Annotated in this window: 15 protein-coding genes; 5 read left to right on the top strand and 10 right to left on the bottom strand. The window is 67.5% G+C overall.

The window, feature by feature from the left end:
- Positions 1-74: 74 nt before the first annotated feature.
- Together bla and ACFFDA_RS29040 are read left to right on the top strand one after the other, a co-directional pair.
- Positions 75-989, top strand: a complete 915-nt coding sequence (gene bla / locus ACFFDA_RS29045; RefSeq protein ID WP_404480708.1) for a subclass B3 metallo-beta-lactamase — start codon at positions 75-77, stop codon at positions 987-989.
- A complete protein-coding gene (locus ACFFDA_RS29040; protein WP_404480707.1) occupies positions 986-1,888 on the top strand; it encodes a 50S ribosomal protein L11 methyltransferase in 903 nt (300 codons plus the stop codon). Before bla ends, ACFFDA_RS29040 begins: the two co-directional genes overlap by 4 nt.
- Positions 1,889-1,934: 46 nt before the next feature.
- On the opposite strand, the gene ACFFDA_RS29035 is transcribed toward ACFFDA_RS29040, so the two are convergent.
- Entirely contained in the window at positions 1,935-2,210 is a 276-nt protein-coding gene (locus ACFFDA_RS29035) for a PilZ domain-containing protein (protein ID WP_404480706.1), read from the bottom strand.
- 234 nt (positions 2,211-2,444) lie between these two features.
- On the opposite strand from ACFFDA_RS29035, the gene ACFFDA_RS29030 reads away from it, so the two are divergent.
- Positions 2,445-2,744, top strand: coding sequence for a DUF1153 domain-containing protein (locus ACFFDA_RS29030; protein WP_404480704.1), 300 nt, complete (start codon positions 2,445-2,447; stop codon positions 2,742-2,744).
- Between the two features lie 141 nt (positions 2,745-2,885).
- On the opposite strand, the gene ligA is transcribed toward ACFFDA_RS29030, so the two are convergent.
- From ligA to ACFFDA_RS29005, 5 genes are all read right to left on the bottom strand, one after another.
- On the bottom strand, positions 2,886-5,033 hold the full coding sequence (gene ligA, locus ACFFDA_RS29025; protein ID WP_404480703.1) for an NAD-dependent DNA ligase LigA: 2,148 nt from the start codon (positions 5,031-5,033) through the stop codon (positions 2,886-2,888).
- 139 nt (positions 5,034-5,172) lie between these two features.
- Positions 5,173-6,837 carry a DNA repair protein RecN gene (recN, locus tag ACFFDA_RS29020; RefSeq protein ID WP_404480702.1) on the bottom strand — a complete coding sequence of 555 codons (1,665 nt, stop codon included), beginning with the start codon at positions 6,835-6,837 and terminating at the stop codon, positions 5,173-5,175.
- 81 nt (positions 6,838-6,918) lie between these two features.
- Positions 6,919-7,077 carry a hypothetical protein gene (locus ACFFDA_RS29015; protein WP_404480701.1) on the bottom strand — a complete coding sequence of 53 codons (159 nt, stop codon included), beginning with the start codon at positions 7,075-7,077 and terminating at the stop codon, positions 6,919-6,921.
- 183 nt (positions 7,078-7,260) lie between these two features.
- Complete coding sequence (locus ACFFDA_RS29010) at positions 7,261-9,783, bottom strand: TonB-dependent receptor (protein ID WP_404480700.1); 2,523 nt, start codon at positions 9,781-9,783, stop codon at positions 7,261-7,263.
- Between the two features lie 615 nt (positions 9,784-10,398).
- The gene (locus tag ACFFDA_RS29005; protein ID WP_404480699.1) at positions 10,399-11,196 is read right to left on the bottom strand and encodes an outer membrane protein assembly factor BamD; all 798 of its coding nucleotides are present in this window, start codon (positions 11,194-11,196) and stop codon (positions 10,399-10,401) included.
- Between the two features lie 163 nt (positions 11,197-11,359).
- Between ACFFDA_RS29005 and ACFFDA_RS29000 the strand changes: the two genes are divergently transcribed.
- On the top strand, positions 11,360-13,147 hold the full coding sequence (locus ACFFDA_RS29000) for a cation:proton antiporter (protein WP_404480698.1): 1,788 nt from the start codon (positions 11,360-11,362) through the stop codon (positions 13,145-13,147).
- A gap of 72 nt (positions 13,148-13,219) precedes the next feature.
- Here ACFFDA_RS29000 and ACFFDA_RS28995 read toward each other — a convergent pair whose 3' ends face one another.
- Genes ACFFDA_RS28995 through alaS form a run of 3 tightly spaced genes read right to left on the bottom strand, consistent with a single transcriptional unit; the run spans position 13,220 to position 17,296 of the window.
- Positions 13,220-14,155: a glutaminase gene (locus tag ACFFDA_RS28995; protein ID WP_404480697.1), complete on the bottom strand. Its 936-nt coding sequence runs from the start codon at positions 14,153-14,155 to the stop codon at positions 13,220-13,222.
- A complete protein-coding gene (locus ACFFDA_RS28990; protein WP_404480696.1) occupies positions 14,148-14,630 on the bottom strand; it encodes a hypothetical protein in 483 nt (160 codons plus the stop codon). Before ACFFDA_RS28990 ends, ACFFDA_RS28995 begins: the two co-directional genes overlap by 8 nt.
- Before the next feature lie 5 nt (positions 14,631-14,635).
- A complete protein-coding gene (gene alaS, locus ACFFDA_RS28985; RefSeq protein ID WP_404480695.1) occupies positions 14,636-17,296 on the bottom strand; it encodes an alanine--tRNA ligase in 2,661 nt (886 codons plus the stop codon).
- Positions 17,297-17,506: 210 nt separating this feature from the next.
- On the opposite strand from alaS, the gene ACFFDA_RS28980 reads away from it, so the two are divergent.
- Positions 17,507-18,205, top strand: coding sequence for a glutathione S-transferase (locus ACFFDA_RS28980; RefSeq protein ID WP_404480694.1), 699 nt, complete (start codon positions 17,507-17,509; stop codon positions 18,203-18,205).
- A 679-nt stretch (positions 18,206-18,884) separates the two neighbouring features.
- Here ACFFDA_RS28980 and recA read toward each other — a convergent pair.
- A complete protein-coding gene (recA, locus tag ACFFDA_RS28975; protein ID WP_404480693.1) occupies positions 18,885-19,958 on the bottom strand; it encodes a recombinase RecA in 1,074 nt (357 codons plus the stop codon).
- Positions 19,959-20,001 lie beyond the last annotated feature (43 nt).

Raw genomic sequence — 20,001 nt, 5'->3', positions numbered from 1 at the left:
TGGTGCAAGTTCCGAGGGTGCATCGCGCGCACCGATACTGGTCTATCGCCTAGGTGGCGCCTAAAGCAGCGCGCATGAGTCGCATCATCAAGGCCATAGCGCCGGCCGCCGTACTGGCCCTCCTCCCCGTTTCGGCCCTCCCCGTTTCGGCGAGCGCCGCGCCGGCGAAAATGCAGGACACTCCCGCCCGGCTCGCCGCCGCCTGCGCCGGCAAGGATGGCTGGGCCGACCCGGCCCCGCCCGCGCGGATATTCGCGAATACCTGGTATGTCGGCACTTGCGGCATCTCGGCGATCCTCGTCACCGGGGACAAGGGCCACGTTCTGGTCGACGCCGGCGTCGCCAAGGCCGCTCCGCTGGTGCTGGCCAACATCCGTCGCGCCGGTTTCGACCCCCGCGACGTGCGCTGGATCGTCGCCAGCCACGAGCATTTCGACCATGTCGGTGCCCTTGCCGCATTGCAGCGGGCTACTGGCGCGAAAGTCGCGGCGTTGCCCGTCCAGAAAGCCGCCCTGGAAAGCGGAAAACCCTCGAGCGAGGACCCCCAGGCCGCGGGACTCGACCCGATCGCGCCGGTGAAGGTCGATCGCGTGCTCGCCGATGGCGACGACTTGGTGGTCGGCAAGCTCGTCGTCACCGCGCACGCGACGCCGGTGCACGCGCCCGGCTCGACCAGCTGGACCTGGCAATCGTGCACCGCCACCTTCACATGCCGGATGGTCGCCTATGCCGACAGCACCTCGACGATTTCGAGCGAGGGCTATCGCTTCACCGACCACCCGGACCGCATCGCGGCCGTGCGCGCCGCTCTGCCGCTGGTCGCCGCCCTGCCCTGCGACATCCTGCTCACCCCGCACCCCTCCCAGAGCGCGATGATGGAGCGGTTCGCCGACACCAAGCCGCTCGTCGATGCGGCGGCCTGCCGCGCCTATGTCGATGCCGCGCAGGCGCGCTTTGCCGATCGCCTCGCCAAGGAGGCCCGCAAGTGAGCTGGAAAGTCACCGCCTTCGCCCCGCGCCCCGTCATCGAAGGCGCTCTGGTCGCCCACGAGGACGCCTGGGACTGGGACCCGCAGATCGTCCTGTCCGGCCGCGAGGTCGCCGAGGACCAGCCCGAGGACTGGCAGCTCGAAGCCTGGCTCGACCACAAGCCCACCCGCGCCGACAAGGCAGCCATCGCCGCCCTGTTCGCGGATGGTGCCCCCGAACTGACCGTAGAGAAACTGCCCGACACCGACTGGCTGGTCGCCAGCCAGGATGGGCTCGAGCCGATCCGCGCCGGCCGCTTCCACGTCCACACCCCCGATCACCAGGCGATCGACGAGGCGGGCGTGTTCGACTTCGCGATCCCCGCCAGCCAGGCCTTCGGCACCGGCCAGCACGCGACGACCGCCGGATGCCTCGCCATGCTGACGCACATGAAGGCACAGGGGCTGGTGATCCGCAACTGCGCCGACATCGGCACCGGCACCGGCCTGCTCGCCTTCGCGGCGCTGAAGCTGTGGCCGCGCGCGCTGGCCACCGCGAGCGACATCGACGCGGTGTGCGTGGGGGTCGTCGACGACAACGCGCAGGCCAACGGCGTGGCGATGGGCGCGGGGCGCGGCCAGTTGGTCATGACCGTGGCCGACGGCATGGAACATCCGGTGCTGGAGGCGCGCGGCCCCTACGACCTCATCCTCGCCAACATCTTGGCCGGACCGCTGGTGTCGCTGGCGCCCGACTTCGGCAAGGCGCTCGTGCCCGGCGGCCACCTGCTGCTGGCGGGCCTGCTGGAAACCCAGGAAGCCGCGGTGCGCGCGGCCTGCCGCAAGGCGGGCCTGCGCCTCGCGGCACGCCTCGTCAACGGGGACTGGTCGATCCTGTGGTTGCGCAAGCGGCGAAAGTAGCCGCGACCGCGGCCGCGCCCGCCGTTCCTCCTCCCGCCGTTCCTCCTCAGGACAAGTACAAGTCCAGGCCCTGCACGACCCGGCAGCGCACCTGCATCGCCCGCTGCGCCTCGCGCGAGATCGGACCGTCGAAGGCAAAGCCGATGCGGTCGCTCACCACCCAGCGCACGGTCCCGCGAATCGGCGGGTGACCGTCGACGGCGAAGCTGAATCGCTGCCCTTCGGCAATGTCTTCCTGTTCGACGACGAACTGGCACCCCTCCGAGGAAATGTGCCGGGCCACCGCCGATGCATAGGCTGAATGCTTGCGCCGGATCGCCACTCCTACCTCATCCGATTGCGTTAATAGTTCCATTGCCCAGGATAATTAACGCAGGTGAAGCATGTGTAAACGCGGTGGCAACTTTTACGCAGAAATTTTGTGCAGTTTCTCCAACGCCTTAGATGTAAATACGTAAACGTCGGTTAACTATTTTCAGTGGTTTCAAATTAACGGTTTTAGCGAAGAATCCGAACTCAACAGGGGGTTGGCAGCCAGACATCCGAGAGGCCAACCATGATTGATACAGAATCCCGTCCCAAGGTCATCACCGGCCCGCTAGGCGAGCCGTTGAGCCGGGACACTTTGCCGCCGGCCAACACCTCTCGTTGGGTCGTGCGGCGCAAGGCGGAGGTGGTTGCAGCAGTCAACGGCGGACTGCTGACGATCGCCGAGGCCTGCGAGCGCTACGACCTCACGCTCGAGGAACTGGCGTCCTGGCAACGCTCGGTGGAGCGCGAAGGCATGGCAGGCCTGCGTGCGACCCGGGTGCAGCACTATCGCCAGGCCCACGAGCGCAAGGGCAAGTACAGCTGACGGAACACCGTCGCATCGCCAGCATAGCAAAGCAGCCCAGAGCCTCGCAAATAGCCCTGGGCTTGCTTCGCTGCGCTCGCAGGATCGAGGTCGCGCCGCGCGACCCGCGGTCCCGGATCGGGTCCGGGACGACGAAATGGCCTAGCCCGCGTCCTTGACGATCTGCGCCCACTGCGCCTCGTCGATCACCTCGATGCCGAGTTCGGCCGCCTTCTTCAGTTTCGAGCCGGCGCCCGGCCCCGCGACGATCAGGTCGGTCTTGGCCGAGACCGAGCCGGCCGCCTTCGCCCCCAGCCGTTCGGCCTGTGCCTTCGCCTCGTCGCGGCTCATCGTCTCCAGCTTGCCGGTGAACACCACGGTTTTGCCGGCCACGGCGCTGTCCCTGGTCTCCACGACGTAAGGCGGCGGCGAGACCTCGCTCAGGAGGTCGTCCCAGACCGCGCGGTTGTGGTCCTCGTGGAAAAAGTCTCCCAGCGCCTCGACCACCACCGGACCGACCCCGTCGATCGAGATCAGTTCGGAATAGGCCTCGCTCGCCGCGACCACCGCCTCCTCGCCCTGCTTGACCTGGGCCTGCTCGGCCAGCGCGCGCAACTCCGGCAAGGTGGCGAAGCGCTTGAGCAGGTCGCGCGCGGTCACGGCGCCGACGTGGCGGATGCCGAGCCCGAACAGCAGCCGCGCGGCATCGGGCCGGCGCTTGTTTTCCACCGCTGTCAACAGGTTGTCCACAGACTTCTCCTTCCACCCGTCGAGCGCGAGAATGTCCTCGCGGCGCTTGCGCAGGCGGAAGATGTCGGCCGGGCTTTCCAGCCAGCCCTTGGCGAAGAACTCGTCGATGGTCTTCTCGCCCAGCCCCTCGATATCGAGCGCCGCACGGCTCACGAAGTGCTTGAGCCGCTCGGTGCGCTGGGCCGGGCAGATCAGCCCGCCGGTGCAGCGCACGTCGACTTCGCCTTCGGCCGCGACGGCTTCGGACTGGCACTGCGGGCAGTGGTCGGGGAAGGCATAGGCGGGCCGTTCCTCCTCGCGGGTCAGGTTGTCGACCACCTGCGGGATCACGTCGCCCGCGCGCTGGAGCACCACCCGGTCGCCGGGCCGGACGCCCAGCCGCGCGATCTCGTCACGGTTGTGCAGCGTGACGTTGGTGACCGTGACGCCGCCCACCAGGACTGGCTTCAAGCGCCCCACCGGCGTCAGCTTGCCAGTGCGGCCGACCTGGATGTCGATCGATTCGAGCACGGTCTCGGCGCGCTCGGCAGGGAACTTGTGCGCCAGCCCCCAGCGCGGCGCCTTGGCGACGAAGCCGAGGCGCTGCTGCCAGTCGAGCCGGTCGACCTTGTAGACCACGCCGTCGATCTCGAACGGCAAGGCAGCGCGACCGTCGCGGATGGCGCGATAGGCCGAAAGCATCTCGTCGAGCGAATGGCACAGGCGGAACTGCGGAGAGACCGGCAGGCCCCACGCCTCGATGCGGCGGATGACCTCGTGCTGGCTGGCACCCGGAACGTGGCTCGCCGCGCCCCAGCCGTGGGCCCAGAACCGCAAGGGACGCTTCGCGGTGACCGAGGCGTCCTTCTGGCGCAGCGATCCGGCGGCCGCGTTGCGGGGGTTGGCGAACTGGCGGACCTTGGCCCCGGTCTCTGCGGCGTCGAACGCCTCGCCCTTCGCCTCGGCGGCGGCGCGCGCCTCGTCCATCAACTGCGCATTGAGCGCGAGGAAGGCGCCCTTCTCCATGTAGACCTCGCCGCGCACCTCGAACACGTCGGGGACGTCGTCGCCGCGGAGTTCCTGCACGATGTCCCCGATGTGCGCGACGTTGGCGGTGACGTCCTCGCCCACCTGCCCGTCCCCGCGCGTGGCTGCGCGCACCAGCTTGCCCTTCTCGTAGCGCAGCGAACAGGACAGGCCGTCGATCTTGTCCTCGGCCGTGAGCAGGACCGGCTCCTCCGCCGGGAGCGAGAGGAAGCGGCGGACCCGCGTGACGAACTCGGCCACTTCCTCGTCGGTGAAGGCGTTGTCGAGGCTCATCATGCGAACCTCGTGCGGCACTTTGCCCAGCGGCGAGGCGGCGACCTCGTGGCCGACCTTGTTGCTCGGGCTGTCGGGCCGCACCAGATGCGGGAACGCGCCTTCCAGCTCGGCATTGCGGCGCACGAGCGCATCGTACTCGGCGTCGGAAATGTCGGGCGCGTCCTCGGCGTGGTACTTGCGGTTGGCACGGTTGATCTGGCGCGCCAGGCGCATCAGCTCGTTGGCGGCTTCGGCTTCGTTGGGGGAATCGGCAGTCATGCTCGGAGCTATGCAACAACTGCGTGTGGCTCCACCACCCCCAACCCCTTCCCGCGAAGAGGAGAGGGCTTTTTGTCCGGCGCGGCGGATAGGCTCGTCTTCGGAGGAGCGGTCGGGCAGCAGTGCTTCCCGACCGCGCTCAAACCCGCACCAGCAGCCTGTCCGCCTGCGCCCGCGCCTCGTCCGTCACTTCCGCGCCGGAGAGCATGCGGGCGATCTCTTCCTTGCGCTCGGCGGCGCTGAGCGGGGTGACCGAGGTGCGCGTGACGGTGCCCTGGCTCGACTTGGCGATCATGTAGTGCCGGTCGCCCCGCGCCGCGACCTGGGGGGAGTGGGTGACGGCGAGCAGTTGCCCGTCCGACGCGAGCCGCGCGAGGCGTTCGCCGATCGCGTCGGCCACGGCGCCGCCGACGCCGCGGTCGATCTCGTCGAAGATCACCGTTGCCGCGCCGCCTTCCTCCGCCAGCGCGACTTTCAGGGCGAGGATGAAACGCGACAGTTCGCCGCCGCTGGCGATCTTGGCGAGCGGCGCGAAGTCGGCGCCGGGGTTGGTGCTGATGAGGAATTCCACCGCATCCATGCCATGCGCGCCCCAGCGCTCCTCGACCTGGCGTACCACCGAGGTCTGGAAGCGCGCCGCATCGAGCTTGAGCGGTGCCAGTTCGGCCGCCACCGCCACGTCGAGGCGCCGGGCAGCGGCACGGCGCAGGTCGTGCAGCGCGCCGGCCTTGTCGCGGTAGGCCAGCGCTGCCTTCTGCGCGGCCTGCTCCAGCGCGGCGATATGTTCGTTGCCCCCCTCGATCGCGTCGAGCGCGGCGCGCATCTCGGCCATTTTCGCAGGCAGGTCCTCGACCTGGCACGAATGCTTGCGGCCGGCGGCGCGCAGTTCGAACAGGCGCGTCTCGATGCGGTCCAGCTCCGCCGGATCGAAAGCGAGCGCGTCGGCGGCGCGGCCCAGCGCATCCTCGGCCTCGCTCGCCTCGATCACCGCGCGGTCGAGCGCAGCGGCAGCTTCGGCCAGGAGTTCGTGCTCGCCGGCGATGTGGTCGAGCCGGCGCGAGGCGCTGCGGAACCGGGCCAACGCCGAATCGGAGCCGGACCACAAGTGCTGCAGCGCCGAAAGGTCGTCGGCCAGCTTCTCGCCCTTCTGCATCTGGGCGCGGGCGGAAGCGAGTTCGTCCTCCTCGCCGGCCTCGGGCGCGAGCATCGTCAGTTCGGCGAGATGCGCGAGCAGCAGATCCTGATCCTCGGACGCACGCTCGACCTGCCGCCGCGCGAGGTCGAGCGCCTCCTGCGCCGTGCGCCAGGCCTTCCAGGCCGCTTCCACGCCCGCAACCTCGCCGCCGGCGAAGCGGTCGAGCAGGGCGCGGTGGCCGCGGGCGTTGACGAGGCCGCGATCGTCGTGCTGGCCATGGATCTCGACGAGCGCCGGCGCGATCTCGCGCAGCAGGGCGACACCCACCGGCTGGTCGTTGAGGAAGGCCTTGGAGCCGCCGTCGGCCTTGAGCTGGCGCTTGAGGATCAACGGCTCGCCCGGCTCCAGTTCGAGCCCCGCCTCGTCGATCACCGACAGCACTTGCGCCGGCAGCGCGGCGAAATCGAAGCTGGCGGTAACGCCCGCCCTCGCCTCGCCCGCGCGGACGAGGCCGCTGTCCGCGCGGTTGCCGAGCACGAGACCCAGCGCGTCGAGCAGGATCGACTTGCCCGCGCCCGTCTCGCCCGTCAGGACGCCCAGGCCGCGTGCGAAATCCAGATCGAGGGCCTCGATCAGGACGATGTTGCGAATGGAAAGCCGGCTCAGCATGTTCGCGAAGCGTTCTAGCGGATGGCGAACCGTCCGTCACCCCGCTTCGCGCGTCGGACGCCAGCCTTTACCTGCCGCCCTCTACCAGGACACGCCGCCTTGCGCGACATGCCGCACCAGCACCAGCCAGAGCGCCAGGAAGATGCCGCCGATGGCATAGGCCTCCGGCAGCCAGGCCCCGGTGGGTATGTGCTCGATCCGGAAATCGGGATCGGGTCGAAAATCGTGATTCATGTCCATAAGGAAAGCATCTCCACCCCCGGACGGAAGCGGCGGCCGGGCTGTTGGCCCGACCGCCGCTTCGACGATTCCCACCGTGTCCGTGCGAGGATGATTACCTCCGCATTAAGCCTAAGAGAAATTACTTAAGCTTCATACTGCAATCGATTTAATCGACTAGGCAGATCACACCGCAGCCAGCGATCAGAAGTTGGACTTGATGGTGAAGCCCCAGGTTCGCGGATCGCCGGGCAGGCCGGCGATCAGGCCGGTGTTGCCCGGACCGACGAAGAGCTGCTCGAAGTAGTTCTGGTTGAAGGCATTGCGCACCCATCCGTAGACGTCGAACCCGGCCTCGGTGCGGAAGCCGGCGCGGAAGTTGTGCAGATCGTATCCCTTCACCCAGGTATAGGCCGAGGGGCTGGGGTTGGACGAGAAGTTCGAGCGCACGCTGCCGTCGTAGCCGATGTAGGCCTCGCCTTCCTTGCCCAGCAGCGTGACCGGGGCATTGGCCTCGGCGCCGAACGAGAAGGAGAACTTCGAGACGCCGGGCAGGCGCTGGCCCGAGATGTCGCAGTTGGCCGGGCTCAGGCCGGGCGTCCCTGCGGCGGCCGGGGTCTGGCCGGCGGTGACGGTGGTGCCGCCCGAAAGCTCGGGCGGGCACGGCGCGTCGACGAACTTGCGATAAGTCGCATCGGTGTAGGCGCCGTTGACGTAGGCGTTGAAACGCTCGCTCGGGCGCACCGAGAAGTCGGCCTCGACGCCCTGCGAACGCACCGCCCCGGCATTGGCCAGATAGCCGCGCAGCACGCCGAACTGGCCGTTGTTGACGTTGGCCTGGTAGTTCTTGATGTCGGTGCGGAAGATCGAGAGGTTGAAGGTCGCGCGGCGGTCCCAGAACTGGGTCTTGATGCCCGCCTCGTAGTGGTTGACGCCTTCGGGCTTCACGGTCGCCGAGGCGAGGATCGGGTTGTTGCTGGCATCCACCGGCACGCCGTTCTGGTTGATGCCGCCCGACTTGAAGCTCTTGGCATAAGTCGCGTAGACCAGCACGTCCGTCGCGACCTTGTAGCTGGCCGTGAAGTCGTAGCTGAAGTTCCAGTCGCTGAACCTGGGGGAGATTTCCTGCGGCGTGAAGATCGCGAGCTGCGCGGTCTTGATCGGCGAACTCGGCCCGGTGACGAGGATCTCGTTACCGGCACCGTCGAAGACCCGGCGCTGGTAGAAACCGTCCTTCTTGTCGTAGTTCACGCGCACGCCCGGCTGCAGCGTCAGTTCCGGCGTGACGTGCCAGCTCAGCTGGCCGAACAGCGCGGCGCTGGTGTTCTTGAGATACTGCGTGTTGTAGGCGACCAGGCCGTCCAGTACCGAAGGCGTGCAGGCCAGCGAGGTGCTGGCGCAACCCGAGGAACCCGGCGGGACCTGGGCGTTGGTGCCGGGATTGATGTTCCAGCGGCTGGACGCGCTGCCGTGCTGCTCGGTGCCCTGCGTATCGATGCGCTGGTAGAAGCCGAAGGCGCCGACGACGAAGTCGATCTTGTCGCTGCTGTAGTTGTAGCGCAGTTCCTGGGTATACTGGTCCTGCTGCGACGGGTTCTGCGACTTGCTGACGATCGGCAGGCCGGTGAAGTCGCGGTCGTTCGACGGATCCCAGTCCCAGAAGCGCCAGGCGGTGATCGAGGTCAGCGTGCCCTCGCCCAGTTCCCACTTCACGCGCACCGAAGCGCCGCCGATCTTGTTCTTGGCCTTGAGCGGGGTGTCGAGGTCGGTCAGGCGATCGAAGGGGTTGCGGCTGGCCGGCTCGTAGCCCTGCGCAGCGGCGAGCGCTTCGAACTGGCGGTTGAGCGCGCGCTGGGTCGCGCCGGTGCGCACGTAGACCGAACCGCAGCAATTGGCGTCCTGCGCGCTGAAGTCGCCGGCGAGCGTGACGTCGATGGTGTCGGTCGGCTTCCACAGCAACTGGCCGCGAATGCCCAGGTTGTCCTGGCTCTGGATGTGCTGCTGGGTGACGACGTTGTAGATCGTGCCGCGGCGGCTGGTGGACGAGACCGCGATGCGTGCCGCCAGCGTTTCCGACAGCGGACCCGAGATCGCCGCCTTGGCCTGCTTGAAGTTGTAGTTGCCGATCGAGACCTCGGCCTTGCCCTCGAAGTCGAAGGTGGGCTGGTTGGTGGTGATGTTGATCGCCCCGGCGGTGGTGTTCTTGCCATAGAGCGTGCCCTGGGGGCCGCGCAGCACTTCGACTTGCGCCACGTCGAGGAAATCGAACGTCGCCGAGGCGACGCGCGAGTTGTAGACGTCGTCGACGTAGATGCCCACGCCCTGCTCGATGCCGTCATTGGTCAGGCCGAACGGAACGCCCAGGCCGCGGATGTTGACGGCGGTGTTGCGCGGATTCGACGAATAATACTGCAGCGTCGGCGTCAGCTGCTGCAGGCGGCCGACGTTGAAAGAACCGGTCGAGTCGATGTGGTCACCACCCACGACCGAGATCGCCAGCGGGACTTCCTGGCTCGATTCGTTGCGGCGGCGCGCGGTGACGAGAATGTCGTCGCCACGATCGCGTGCGCCGGTTCCGACCGAGGTCTTGCCCTGGTCCTCTTCTTCGGCGGCCACCGCCGGAACGTCACGGGCCGCGGCGTCCTCGGCATGAGCCGACGTAAGGCCCATCGCGGCGGACGCCAGCACGGTAGTGGCAAGAAGAGTGCTGCGGACGAACGATTGCATCAGTTTCAAATCCTTTGTCAGGGAATTGAACGCATCCGGGCTTGCCGGCATGCACCCGGGCGGCCTGCCCCCTCACAGGACCGTCAGGTATCACTCGAGGCGCGCGCCCACCGCTTCGTCGACGAAGGGAAAGGACGCGGGATCGGTTTCGGAAGGCGGGAAAAAACCGCAGCCGAACCGGCCGCGCATCCCCCAAATCAATTTCCTCCTGGCCGTTCAGCCTCTGTTGAGCATCTCTAATCTCAACTATTTTGGTGGACAATAGACTTTGGCTATCAGGCGCTAAAGGGAAACTCTACCGTGCGGGTTGGTGCCGTGGCCGAGGACGGGATCGCTTGCAGGCGACGCGAATGCAGACGTCGCGCCCGCGAAGGCGGGAATCCCGGTGTCTTGTGTAAGGCCGAAGGAAAAAGCAGGTTCCCCGCCTGCGCGGGGGTCACGGGTGCTGGTGGTCACCAACGGGCCGATGGCCATGCCCGATCCTCCCTGTCGCCGAGCGATGGGGAGGTTGCAGCGACGCAGTCGCCGACAGACGGGCCTTCTTCTCACCCCTCCGCCACCCGCAGCGCGGGCGGCCCTCTCCCCGTCGCTTGGCGACAGGGAGGATAAGCGATCTCAGGCCGCGACGTTTTCCGGCGCGTGCTTGTTCATCAGCTTGTAGGCGCGCTGATACCAGTCGCTGCCGGGATAGTTGCGCTCGAGCACCGCGGCGGCCTTCTGGGCCTCTTCCGGCACGCCCAGCGAAAGATAGCCCTCGACGAGGCGGAACAGCGCCTCTGGGGTGTGGCTGGTGGTCTGGAAGTTGTCGACCACGTTGCGGAAGCGCAGCGTCGCCGCCAGCCACTTGCCGCCGCGCTCGTAGGAGCGGCCGATGGTCATTTCCTTGCCGGCGAGGTGATCGTTCACGAGGTCGATCTTCAGCTTGGCATCCGAGGCATAGGACGTACCGGGATAGCGGCGCATCACGTCGGTCAGCGCCTGCTTGGCCTGCTCGGTGGTCTTCTGGTCGCGCGTCACGTCGCTGATCTGCTCGTAGTAGCAGATCGAGATCAGGTAGTACGCGTAAGGTGCGTCCTTGTTGCCCGGGTGGATGGACAGGAAGCGCTGCGCCGACTGGATCGCCTTGTTGTAGTCCCGCGCGGCGTAGTAGCTGAACGCGCTCATCAACTGGGCGCGGCGGGCCCAGGGCGAATAGGGGTGCTGGCGCTCGACCTCGTCGAACAGCGCCGCGGCCTGCTTGGTGCGGCCGGTCTCCAGGCGCTGCTGGGCGGCGGCATAGAGCGTGTCGACGTCGCGCGCGACGTAGGCGGTGTCACGGTTCTTGCCCCCGCGCCCTCCGCAGCCGGCGGTCAATACGATGGCGCCGGTGGCAGCGACAAGGAGGGCGGTCTTCAGGCGCGATCGTTCGAACATGGGTGGGTCTATAGCCAGCGCTTTGCTGAACGCCAAGTGAAGTTGCGTGGGTTGTGCCGGTGGATTTGTCGCAGTGTGCAACAAGCGCCCGCCGCCAATTTCTCGCGCAGTGGGACGACATGCCCGGTTCCCTCGTGCCGCCCCCTGCCCTACGCTGGCCCGCATGGCAGGCAGCAGCAGCGACCTTTACTCCCCGATGATGTCGGACGCCCTGGTGATCCTGGGCGCGGCAGGCATCGTCATCCCGGTGTTCAACCGCTACCGCATCACCCCCGTCATCGGCTTCATCCTGGTCGGCCTGCTGGTCGGCCCCTTTGGCCTCGGCAGGCATGTCTTCGACCTGCCCTGGCTGTCGTACCTGACGATCACCGACCCGGACGGGCTGGATATCTTCGCCGAGTTCGGGATCATCCTGCTGCTGTTCTCGATCGGGCTGGAGCTGTCTTTCGGCCGCCTGTGGGAGATGCGCCGCATGGTCTTCGGGCTGGGCTCGCTGGAACTGCTGGTGATCGGCGGCGCGCTGACCTTCATCCTCGCCGCCATCGGCCAGAGCTTTTCCGGCGCGCTGGCGCTGGGCCTGGCGCTGGCGCTGTCCTCGACCGCGCTGGTGCTCAAGATCACCGAGACCACCACGCCGGTGGGCCGCGCCGCGCTCGCCATGCTGCTGTTCGAGGACATCGCGCTCGTCCCGATCATCTTCCTGCTCGGCGCGCTGGCCCCCCATGCCGGCAGCGACGGCGTCGACGAACTGCTCCACACCCTGCTGTGGGGCACCGTCGTGATAGGCGGCCTGCTGATCTTCGGGCGCTACCTGCTGCCGCCGCTGTTCGCCCAGGCCGCGCGCACCAAGAGCCCCGAGCTGTTCCTCGCCGCCAGCCTGCTGGTGGTGATCCTGGCCTCGCTGGCGACGGCGGCGGCCGGCCTCTCGCCCATCGTCGGCGCTCTCGTCGCCGGCCTGCTGATCGCCGAGACCGAATACCACTCCGAGGTCGAGCAGATCACCGAGCCGTTCAAGGGCCTCGCGCTCGGCGTCTTCCTCATCACCATCGGCATGAGCATCGACCTGCTCGTCGTGTGGGAGAACCTCGGCTCGATCCTGATCGCCACGGTCGTGGTGGTGGTGCTCAAGGCGGTGGTGACCGGCCTCATGCTGCGCGTCATGGGTGCCCGTCGCGGCACCGCGACCGAGACCGGCATCCTCATGTCGAGCCCGTCCGAGACGACGCTGATCGTGCTGACCGCGGCCACTTCGGCGCAACTGATCCAGCCGGGCACCGCGCAGTTCTGGCAGATCGTCACGGCGCTCGGCCTGACCATCACCCCGCTCCTCGCGCTCGGCGGCAAGATCATGGGCAAGCGCGTCGATGGCGGCGACGCGCCGCACCAGGCGCTCGACGATGACGGCGCGAACGCAGGCCGCCCGCGCACCCTGATCGTCGGCTTCGGCCGCGTCGGCCACCTCGTCGCCGACATGCTCGCCTACCACGGCCGCCCCTACCTCGCGATCGACAGCAACACCGACCTCATCGTCGAGGGCCGCCGCCGCGGCTACTCGGTGGTCTTCGGCGACGCCGGGCGCGGCGACGCGCTGCTGCGCCTCGGCGCCGGGGAGGCCGCGGCGGTGATCCTCACCATGGACGAGCCGGTCACCGCCCAGCGCATCGTGCGCAAGCTGCGGCTGCAATTCCCCGACCTGCCGATCCTCGCCCGCGCCCGCGACGCGGACCACGCGGCCCAGCTCTACCGTGCCGGCGCCAGCTACGCGGTGCCCGAGACGCTGGAAAGCTCGCTCCAGTTGAGCGAGGCCGCACTGGTCGAGACGGGCGTGGCGATGGGCCCGGTGATCGCCTCGATCCACGAGAAGCGCGACGAATTCCGCGAGATGATTATGGAACGCGGCGGCCTCGCGGAGAAGCCGTCGCTCAAATCTGGCCAGTTGCGCGAGGGGTAGGGATACGCAGCCATTCGTCGTCCCGGGCCTGATCCAGGACCACGAGGTGGCCGGCAGACCATCTTGCCGACATCACCCCTCGCGGGGCTCGAACACCGACCACCCCGTGCGCTGAACCAGCCGCTCCAACGCCCGTTGCCCGAGGTGCGAATTGCCCGCCTCGTTGAGCCCCGGCGACCACACCGCGATGCTGGCGATGCCCGGCGCCACCGCCAGGATGCCGCCGCCCACGCCGGACTTGCCCGGCAGGCCGATGCGGAACGCGAAGTCGCCCGAATTGTCGTAATGCCCGCAGGACATCATCAGCGCCGCGATGCGCCGCGCGCGGCTCGCGGTGACGATGCGGTGCCCGTCCACCCGGCCGCCGTCCATCAGGTAGCGCCCCGCCATCGCCAGTTGCCGGCAACTCATCGCCAGCGCACAGAAGTGGAAGTAGGTCCCCAGCACCATGCGGACGTCGCCATGGATATTGCCGAAGGCGCGCATGTAGTTGGCCAGCGCGATGTTGCGAAAGCCGGTGTCCTGCTCGGCCCGCGCCACCGTCTCGTCGAGGCGGATGGCCTCGTCGTCGCCGGCGAGTTCGCGCACGAAGCGCAGCATCTGCCCGATCGCCTCGCGCGGCTGCAGGCGGCCGAGCAGCACGTCGCACACGACGATCGCCCCGGCATTGATGAAGGGATTGCGCGGAATGCCGTGCTCGGTCTCGAGCTGGACGATCGAGTTGAAGGCACTGCCCGAAGGCTCGCGCCCGACCCGGCTCCACAACTGGTCCCCCACCGCGCCCAGGGCCAGGGTCAGGGCGAAGACCTTGGAGATCGACTGGATCGAGAAGGCCTCGTCCGCGTCCCCCGCGACGTGGACCGCGCCATCCGCAAGCACGACGGCGATGCCGAACTTGTCGATCGGTACCGAGGCCAGCGGCGGAATGTAGCTCGCGACCGTGCCGCGATCCTCGGCATTGCGCATTTCCCCGGCGATTTCCGCGACAATGGCGGCGATGTCAGGCAAGCGGCGGCGCCCGCCCGGCCCGCCACGTCGCCACCATGCTGGCCGCGAACCACAGCGCGAACAGCGCCCAGAACAGCAGGAACGGCATGGTCACGGGATCGATCGAATAAAGCGCTGCCCGCCACACGGTCCACCCGGCACCGGCCAGGCTCAGGAGCGGAAAGGCGGGATGATAAGCTCCCGCGCCGGCCGCCGGTGCCAGCCGCCAGGCCTGCGCACGCTTGCCGGGCGGCGGCGCCCAGGCCGCGGACGCGAAGGCGGCGAACGGAAACAGCAGGAACAGCGCACCGACCGGGGCCATCAGTTCGAGGACGGGAATATAGTCGTGAAAGCAGGCATCGACCTGCCCGGGGAATTCCTCCCCGCGGCACAGCACGCGGTGCTTGGCCGCGCCTCCGAACATGGGCATGAGCGAGGACACCAGCCAGAAGCTGCACCCGACGAAGGCCAGAGCCTTGCGAACGCCCTCGCCCATCCCGGCTACCCCGCCAGCGCCGCCTTGACCGCCGCGATGGCGTCGGCCGCCTTCGCGCCGTCAGGTCCCCCGCCTTGCGCCATGTCGGCGCGGCCGCCACCGCCCTTGCCGCCGAGCGCCTCGACGCCCTTGCGCACAAGTTCGACGGCGCTGATCGTAGCGGTGAGGTCCTCGGTGACCGCGGCGGCGATGCTCGCCTTGCCCTCGTTCACCGCCACGATCGCGGCGACGCCCGAGCCCAGCCGCTGCTTGGCCTGATCGAGCAGCCCGCGCAGGTCCTTGGGATCGAGCCCTTCGAGCACCTGGCCCGAGAACTTGACGCCGCCCACTTCTTCGTCAGCCGACTCGGCCTTGGCCGAACCGCCGCCGAGGGCGCCCGAAAGCGCAAGCGCCTTCTTGGCCTCGGCCAGTTCGCGCTCCAGCTTGCGGCGCTCGTCGAGCAATGCAGCGACGCGCGCCTCGACGTCCTCGGGCGTCGTGCGCAGCAGGCTGGCGGCGTTCTTGAGCGAATCCTCGCGGCCGACCAACCACTGGCGCGCACCCTCGCCGGTCATCGCCTCGATGCGGCGCACGCCTGAGGAAACCGCGCTTTCGGACACGATGCGGAACACGCCGATATCGCCGGTGGCGCGCACGTGGGTGCCGCCGCAAAGTTCGACCGAATAAGTCCGCTCACCCGAGGAACGGCCCATCGAGAGGACGCGGACCTCGTCGCCGTACTTCTCGCCGAACAGCGCCATGGCCCCTGCGGCGACGGCATCTTCGGGGGCCATCAACCGGGTCAGCACCTGCTCGTTGGCACGGATCTCGGCGTTCACTTCGGCCTCGATCGCGGCGATATCCTCGTTGCTCAGCGCCTTGGGGTGCGAATAGTCGAAGCGCAGGCGATCCGCGGCGACCAGCGAGCCCTTCTGGGTCACGTGCTCGCCCAGGCGCCCGCGCAGGGCTGCGTGCAGGAGGTGCGTGGCCGAGTGGTTGGCGCGCACCGCATCGCGGCGCATCACATCGACGGTCAGGTTGACGGCATCGCCGACCTTGATCGTGCCGGCCTCGACCGTGCCGCTCATCGCGTGCAGGCGCCCGAGCGGCTTGGCGGTGTCGACAACGGCGATGCTGAGGCCACCGGAGCCGGTGATCGTGCCGCGATCGCCTTCCTGGCCGCCCGATTCGCCGTAGAACGGGGTCTGGTTGGTCAGCACGACGACCTGCTCCCCGGCCGTGGCCGAGGGCACTTCCTTGCCGTCCTTCACCAGCGCGACGACCTGGCCTTCGCCGGTGGTCGAGGTGTAGCCGGTGAACTCGCTGGCGCCTTCGCGCTCGGCGATGTCGAACCACACTTCGCTGTCGGCGGCCTGGCCCGATCCCTTCCATGCAGCGCGCGCTGCGGCTTTCTGCTGCGCCATGGCCGCATCGAAGCCGGCCTTGTCCACCGCGATGCCGCGCGAACGCAGCGCGTCCTCGGTCAGGTCATAAGGGAAACCGAAGGTGTCGTAGAGCTTGAACGCGGTCTCGCCGGGCAGTTCGCTGCCCTCGCCCAGGTCGACGGTCGCCTCGTCGAGCAGCTTGAGGCCGTTCGACAGGGTACGGCGGAACTGGATTTCCTCGCGCTCCAGCGTCTCCTCGATCAGCGGCTGCGCACGGCCGAGTTCCGGATAGGCCTGGCCCATCTCGGCGACGAGCGCAGGCACCAGGCGATGCATCAGCGGATCGCGCGCGCCCAAGAGGTGCGCGTGGCGCATCGCACGGCGCATGATGCGGCGCAGGACGTAGCCGCGGCCCTCGTTCGAAGGCAGCACGCCGTCGGCCAGCAGGAAGCTGGTCGAACGCAAGTGGTCGGCGATGACGCGATGGCTGGCGCGGCTGTCACCCTCGGCGGCAACGCCGGTGAGGCTTTCCGATGCGGCGATCAGTGCCTTGAAGGTGTCGATGTCGTAGTTGTCGTGCACCCCCTGCATGACCGCCGAGACGCGCTCGAGCCCCATGCCGGTGTCGATCGAGGGCTTGGGCAGGTTGCCGACGATCTCGCCGGCCGACTGCTCGAACTGCATGAAGACCAGGTTCCAGATCTCGATGAAGCGGTCGCCGTCTTCCTCGGGGCTTCCCGGAGGTCCGCCCCAGATGTGGTCGCCGTGGTCGTAGAAGATTTCCGAGCACGGGCCGCACGGGCCTTCGTCGCCCATCGCCCAGAAGTTGTCCTTGGTGGGGATGCGGATGATTTTGCTGTCGGGAAGCCCGGCGACCTTCTTCCACAAGTCGAAGGCCTCGTCGTCGGTGTGGTAGACGGTGACCAGCAGCTTTTCGACCGGGAGCGCCCATTCCTTCGTCAGGAGCGTCCAGGCGTGGGTGATCGCCTGCTCCTTGAAATAATCGCCGAAAGAAAAATTCCCCAGCATTTCGAAGAACGTATGGTGGCGCGCGGTGTAGCCCACGTTGTCGAGGTCGTTGTGCTTGCCGCCTGCGCGCACGCACTTCTGCGAGGAGGTGGCGCGCGGCGTCGCGCGGGTCTCGAGCCCGGTGAACACGTTCTTGAACGGCACCATGCCGGCATTGACGAACATCAGCGTCGGATCGTTGTAAGGAACGAGCGGCGCGGATTGGACGGCCTCGTGACCATTGCTGGCGAAATAGTCGAGGAAGGACCGGCGGATGTCGTTGGTCGTCTGCATAACCCGCGCCGATAAATCACGCGAGCAAGGTCGGCAAGCGGTTGTCTGCGGTCAGACTGTTCGGGAATTGCGATAAGCAGCGCCGTTGTGGCGGATTCGCCCCACGACGAACGATGCGGCCACGGGCGACGGCGGCCGGGAGCCTCTTGGTCACCGGTCCGTTTGCCCTCGTAATCCTCGATTTTTTCGAGCCGACGGGAGTTGCGGGCGATGGCCGGGTACGATCTATATTACTGGCCCGTGCCGTTTCGCGGGCAATTCATCCGTGCGATCCTGGCCTATGCCGGGAAGGACTGGGTCGAGCACGATTCCGATGCCATCGGTGCGCTGCTGCAGGCCGAGCCCCGGGACCAGCCCATACCGTTCATGGGGCCACCTTTGCTGGTCGACCGGGCGAGCGGGTTCACCTTGTCGCAGATGCCCGCCATCGCCCTGTACCTGGGCGAGACGCTCGGCCTCGTTCCCGACAGTGCCCAGGGACGGGCCATGACGGCCAAGATCGTGAACGACGCCAACGACGTGATCGACGAGATCACGCTGGACGGCGGGCGCGAGATGTGGACCCGGGACAAGTGGCGTGCCTTCATGCCCCGGCTCCAGCGCTGGATGTCGTTCTGGGAGGCAGCCGGCCGCGCGAACGGGCTTTCGGCCGATGCGGGATTCCTGCTCGGGACCGAAAATGCAGGCGTCGCCGACATCGTCACTGCAACGCTGTGGTCGACGATGGGTGACCGTTTCCCGCCGATCGCCGCCATGCTCGCCCAAGTGGCGCCTTTCACGGCAGCGCTGGTCCGGCGGATGCAGGAGGTTCCGGCACTGGCTGCGCTCGAGGTCCGGACTTTCGAGGGCTATGGCGATGCCTATTGCGGCGGGGAGATCGAAAAATCGCTGCGCGCGGTGCTTGAATAAGGCGGTCGCGACAAAAATGGCGGCGGCCAGGAACGGATTGGACGCTTCGATGTTATCGAGTGTGAAGGCCGGCGCGGCTCTTCCCCCCACCCCTCCCGATCTGCGCCGGCCGACTTTTTCCCGAAAATCCGATGACGCATACCAAGAGCCGGGACCCCGGCTTCCTCGGTACGGCAGGGCTTGCCAACCGCTCGTTGGCGCTTCGATCAGCCGAAGCACAATTTGGAAATGCGCGTCGCAAGACGGACGAACCTCCCCAACGAGAGGGTTGGGGGTTTTCAGGCCTATGGGCGGTGTTCGTCTGGAGCTTTCGCCTCGCGCGTCTTCCCCGGTTCGGCCGGGTGCGAAGGCAACGCAGCCCCGTCTCAGCGGCGCGGCGCGGTATTAAGACTAGCGGCGAAGCCGCGCCCGAAACGGGATGACTTTCGTCAAATCGTCGTTGCGGCCGAGCCGAAGCCCGAGGAATAGACCCAGGGCCGGCATAAACCGCTCTGGGTTGCGTCCTCCGGGCTTCCCCGGGGTGGCAACGACGAAAGGGAGGCAACTTCGCGCCATCTCTCTCCAAAGAAGGCCCGCAACCCCCGCTTTTGCAGGACCGACGCCCGGCCAGGCCCCCGATACAGAAAACCCCGGCACGAAGGCCGGGGTTCCTGTTTCATCGCTTCGGGAGCGCGACGGCTTATACGTCGTCTTCCTCGGACGGACCCGCCATCATTTCCTCGGCAAGACCTTCGGTCTTGGCGCGGATCGCCTTTTCGAGACGGTCGGCGACTTCGGGGTTCTGCTTCAGGTAGGTCTTGGAGTTCTCACGACCCTGGCCGATGCGGACCGAATCGTAGCTGAACCACGCGCCCGACTTCTCGACGACGCCGGCCTTGACGCCGAGGTCGAGGATTTCACCGATCTTGGAGACACCCTCGCCATACATGATGTCGAACTCGACCTGCTTGAACGGAGGGGCGACCTTGTTCTTCACCACCTTCACGCGGGTCGCGTTGCCGACGACTTCGTCGCGGTCCTTGATCGCGCCGGTGCGGCGGATGTCGAGGCGGACCGAGGCGTAGAACTTGAGCGCGTTGCCGCCGGTGGTCGTCTCGGGGTTGCCGTACATGACGCCGATCTTCATGCGCAGCTGGTTGATGAAGATCACCATGCAGCGCGAACGGCTGATCGAGCCGGTGAGCTTGCGCAGCGACTGGCTCATCAGGCGGGCCTGAAGACCGACGTGGCTGTCGCCCATCTCGCCTTCGATTTCGGCGCGGGGAACGAGCGCCGCGACCGAATCGACCACCAGCACGTCGATCGCGTTCGAACGGACCAGCGTGTCGACGATTTCCAGCGCCTGCTCACCCGTATCGGGCTGCGAGACGATCAGTTCGTCGATGTTGACGCCCAGCTTCTTGGCATAGACCGGATCGAGCGCGTGTTCTGCGTCGATGAAGGCGGCGGTGCCACCGGTCTTCTGCGCTTCGGCGATGACGTGGAGCGCGAGCGTGGTCTTGCCCGAGCTTTCCGGGCCGTAGATCTCGATCACGCGGCCGCGCGGCAGGCCACCCACGCCGAGCGCGATATCCAGGCCGAGCGAGCCGGTCGAGATCGCTTCGACCTGCATCGTCTCCTTCGAGCCCAGCTTCATCGCCGAGCCCTTGCCGAATGCCTTGTCGATCTGGGCCAGCGCTGCTTCGAGCGCCTTTTGACGGTCCATTGCGTCCTTTTCCTTGCCTTCCTGGATCAGCTTGAGCTGAGCAGCCATGTCTCTTCCCCTTTGCTACCGGGCTGACCGGAAAGGTCAACGT

It is taken from the genome of Novosphingobium sp. BL-52-GroH, from assembly GCF_044813085.1.
GTDB lineage: Bacteria > Pseudomonadota > Alphaproteobacteria > Sphingomonadales > Sphingomonadaceae > Novosphingobium.
The sequence above is the reverse complement of the archived record's forward strand: the minus strand, read 5'-3'. Positions and strand labels throughout refer to the sequence as shown.

Excerpts from the sequence above, each read along its gene's own strand:
- bla (WP_404480708.1), top strand. The coding sequence starts at position 75 with ATGAGTCGCATCATCAAGGCCATAGCGCCGGCCGCCGTACTGGCCCTC.
- ACFFDA_RS29030 (WP_404480704.1), top strand. The coding sequence starts at position 2,445 with ATGATTGATACAGAATCCCGTCCCAAGGTCATCACCGGCCCGCTAGGC.
- ligA (WP_404480703.1), bottom strand. The coding sequence starts at position 5,033 with ATGACTGCCGATTCCCCCAACGAAGCCGAAGCCGCCAACGAGCTGATG.
- recN (WP_404480702.1), bottom strand. The coding sequence starts at position 6,837 with ATGCTGAGCCGGCTTTCCATTCGCAACATCGTCCTGATCGAGGCCCTC.
- ACFFDA_RS29015 (WP_404480701.1), bottom strand. The coding sequence starts at position 7,077 with ATGGACATGAATCACGATTTTCGACCCGATCCCGATTTCCGGATCGAG.
- ACFFDA_RS29010 (WP_404480700.1), bottom strand. The coding sequence starts at position 9,783 with ATGCAATCGTTCGTCCGCAGCACTCTTCTTGCCACTACCGTGCTGGCG.
- ACFFDA_RS29005 (WP_404480699.1), bottom strand. The coding sequence starts at position 11,196 with ATGTTCGAACGATCGCGCCTGAAGACCGCCCTCCTTGTCGCTGCCACC.
- ACFFDA_RS29000 (WP_404480698.1), top strand. The coding sequence starts at position 11,360 with ATGGCAGGCAGCAGCAGCGACCTTTACTCCCCGATGATGTCGGACGCC.
- ACFFDA_RS28990 (WP_404480696.1), bottom strand. The coding sequence starts at position 14,630 with ATGGGCGAGGGCGTTCGCAAGGCTCTGGCCTTCGTCGGGTGCAGCTTC.
- alaS (WP_404480695.1), bottom strand. The coding sequence starts at position 17,296 with ATGCAGACGACCAACGACATCCGCCGGTCCTTCCTCGACTATTTCGCC.
- ACFFDA_RS28980 (WP_404480694.1), top strand. The coding sequence starts at position 17,507 with ATGGCCGGGTACGATCTATATTACTGGCCCGTGCCGTTTCGCGGGCAA.
- recA (WP_404480693.1), bottom strand. The coding sequence starts at position 19,958 with ATGGCTGCTCAGCTCAAGCTGATCCAGGAAGGCAAGGAAAAGGACGCA.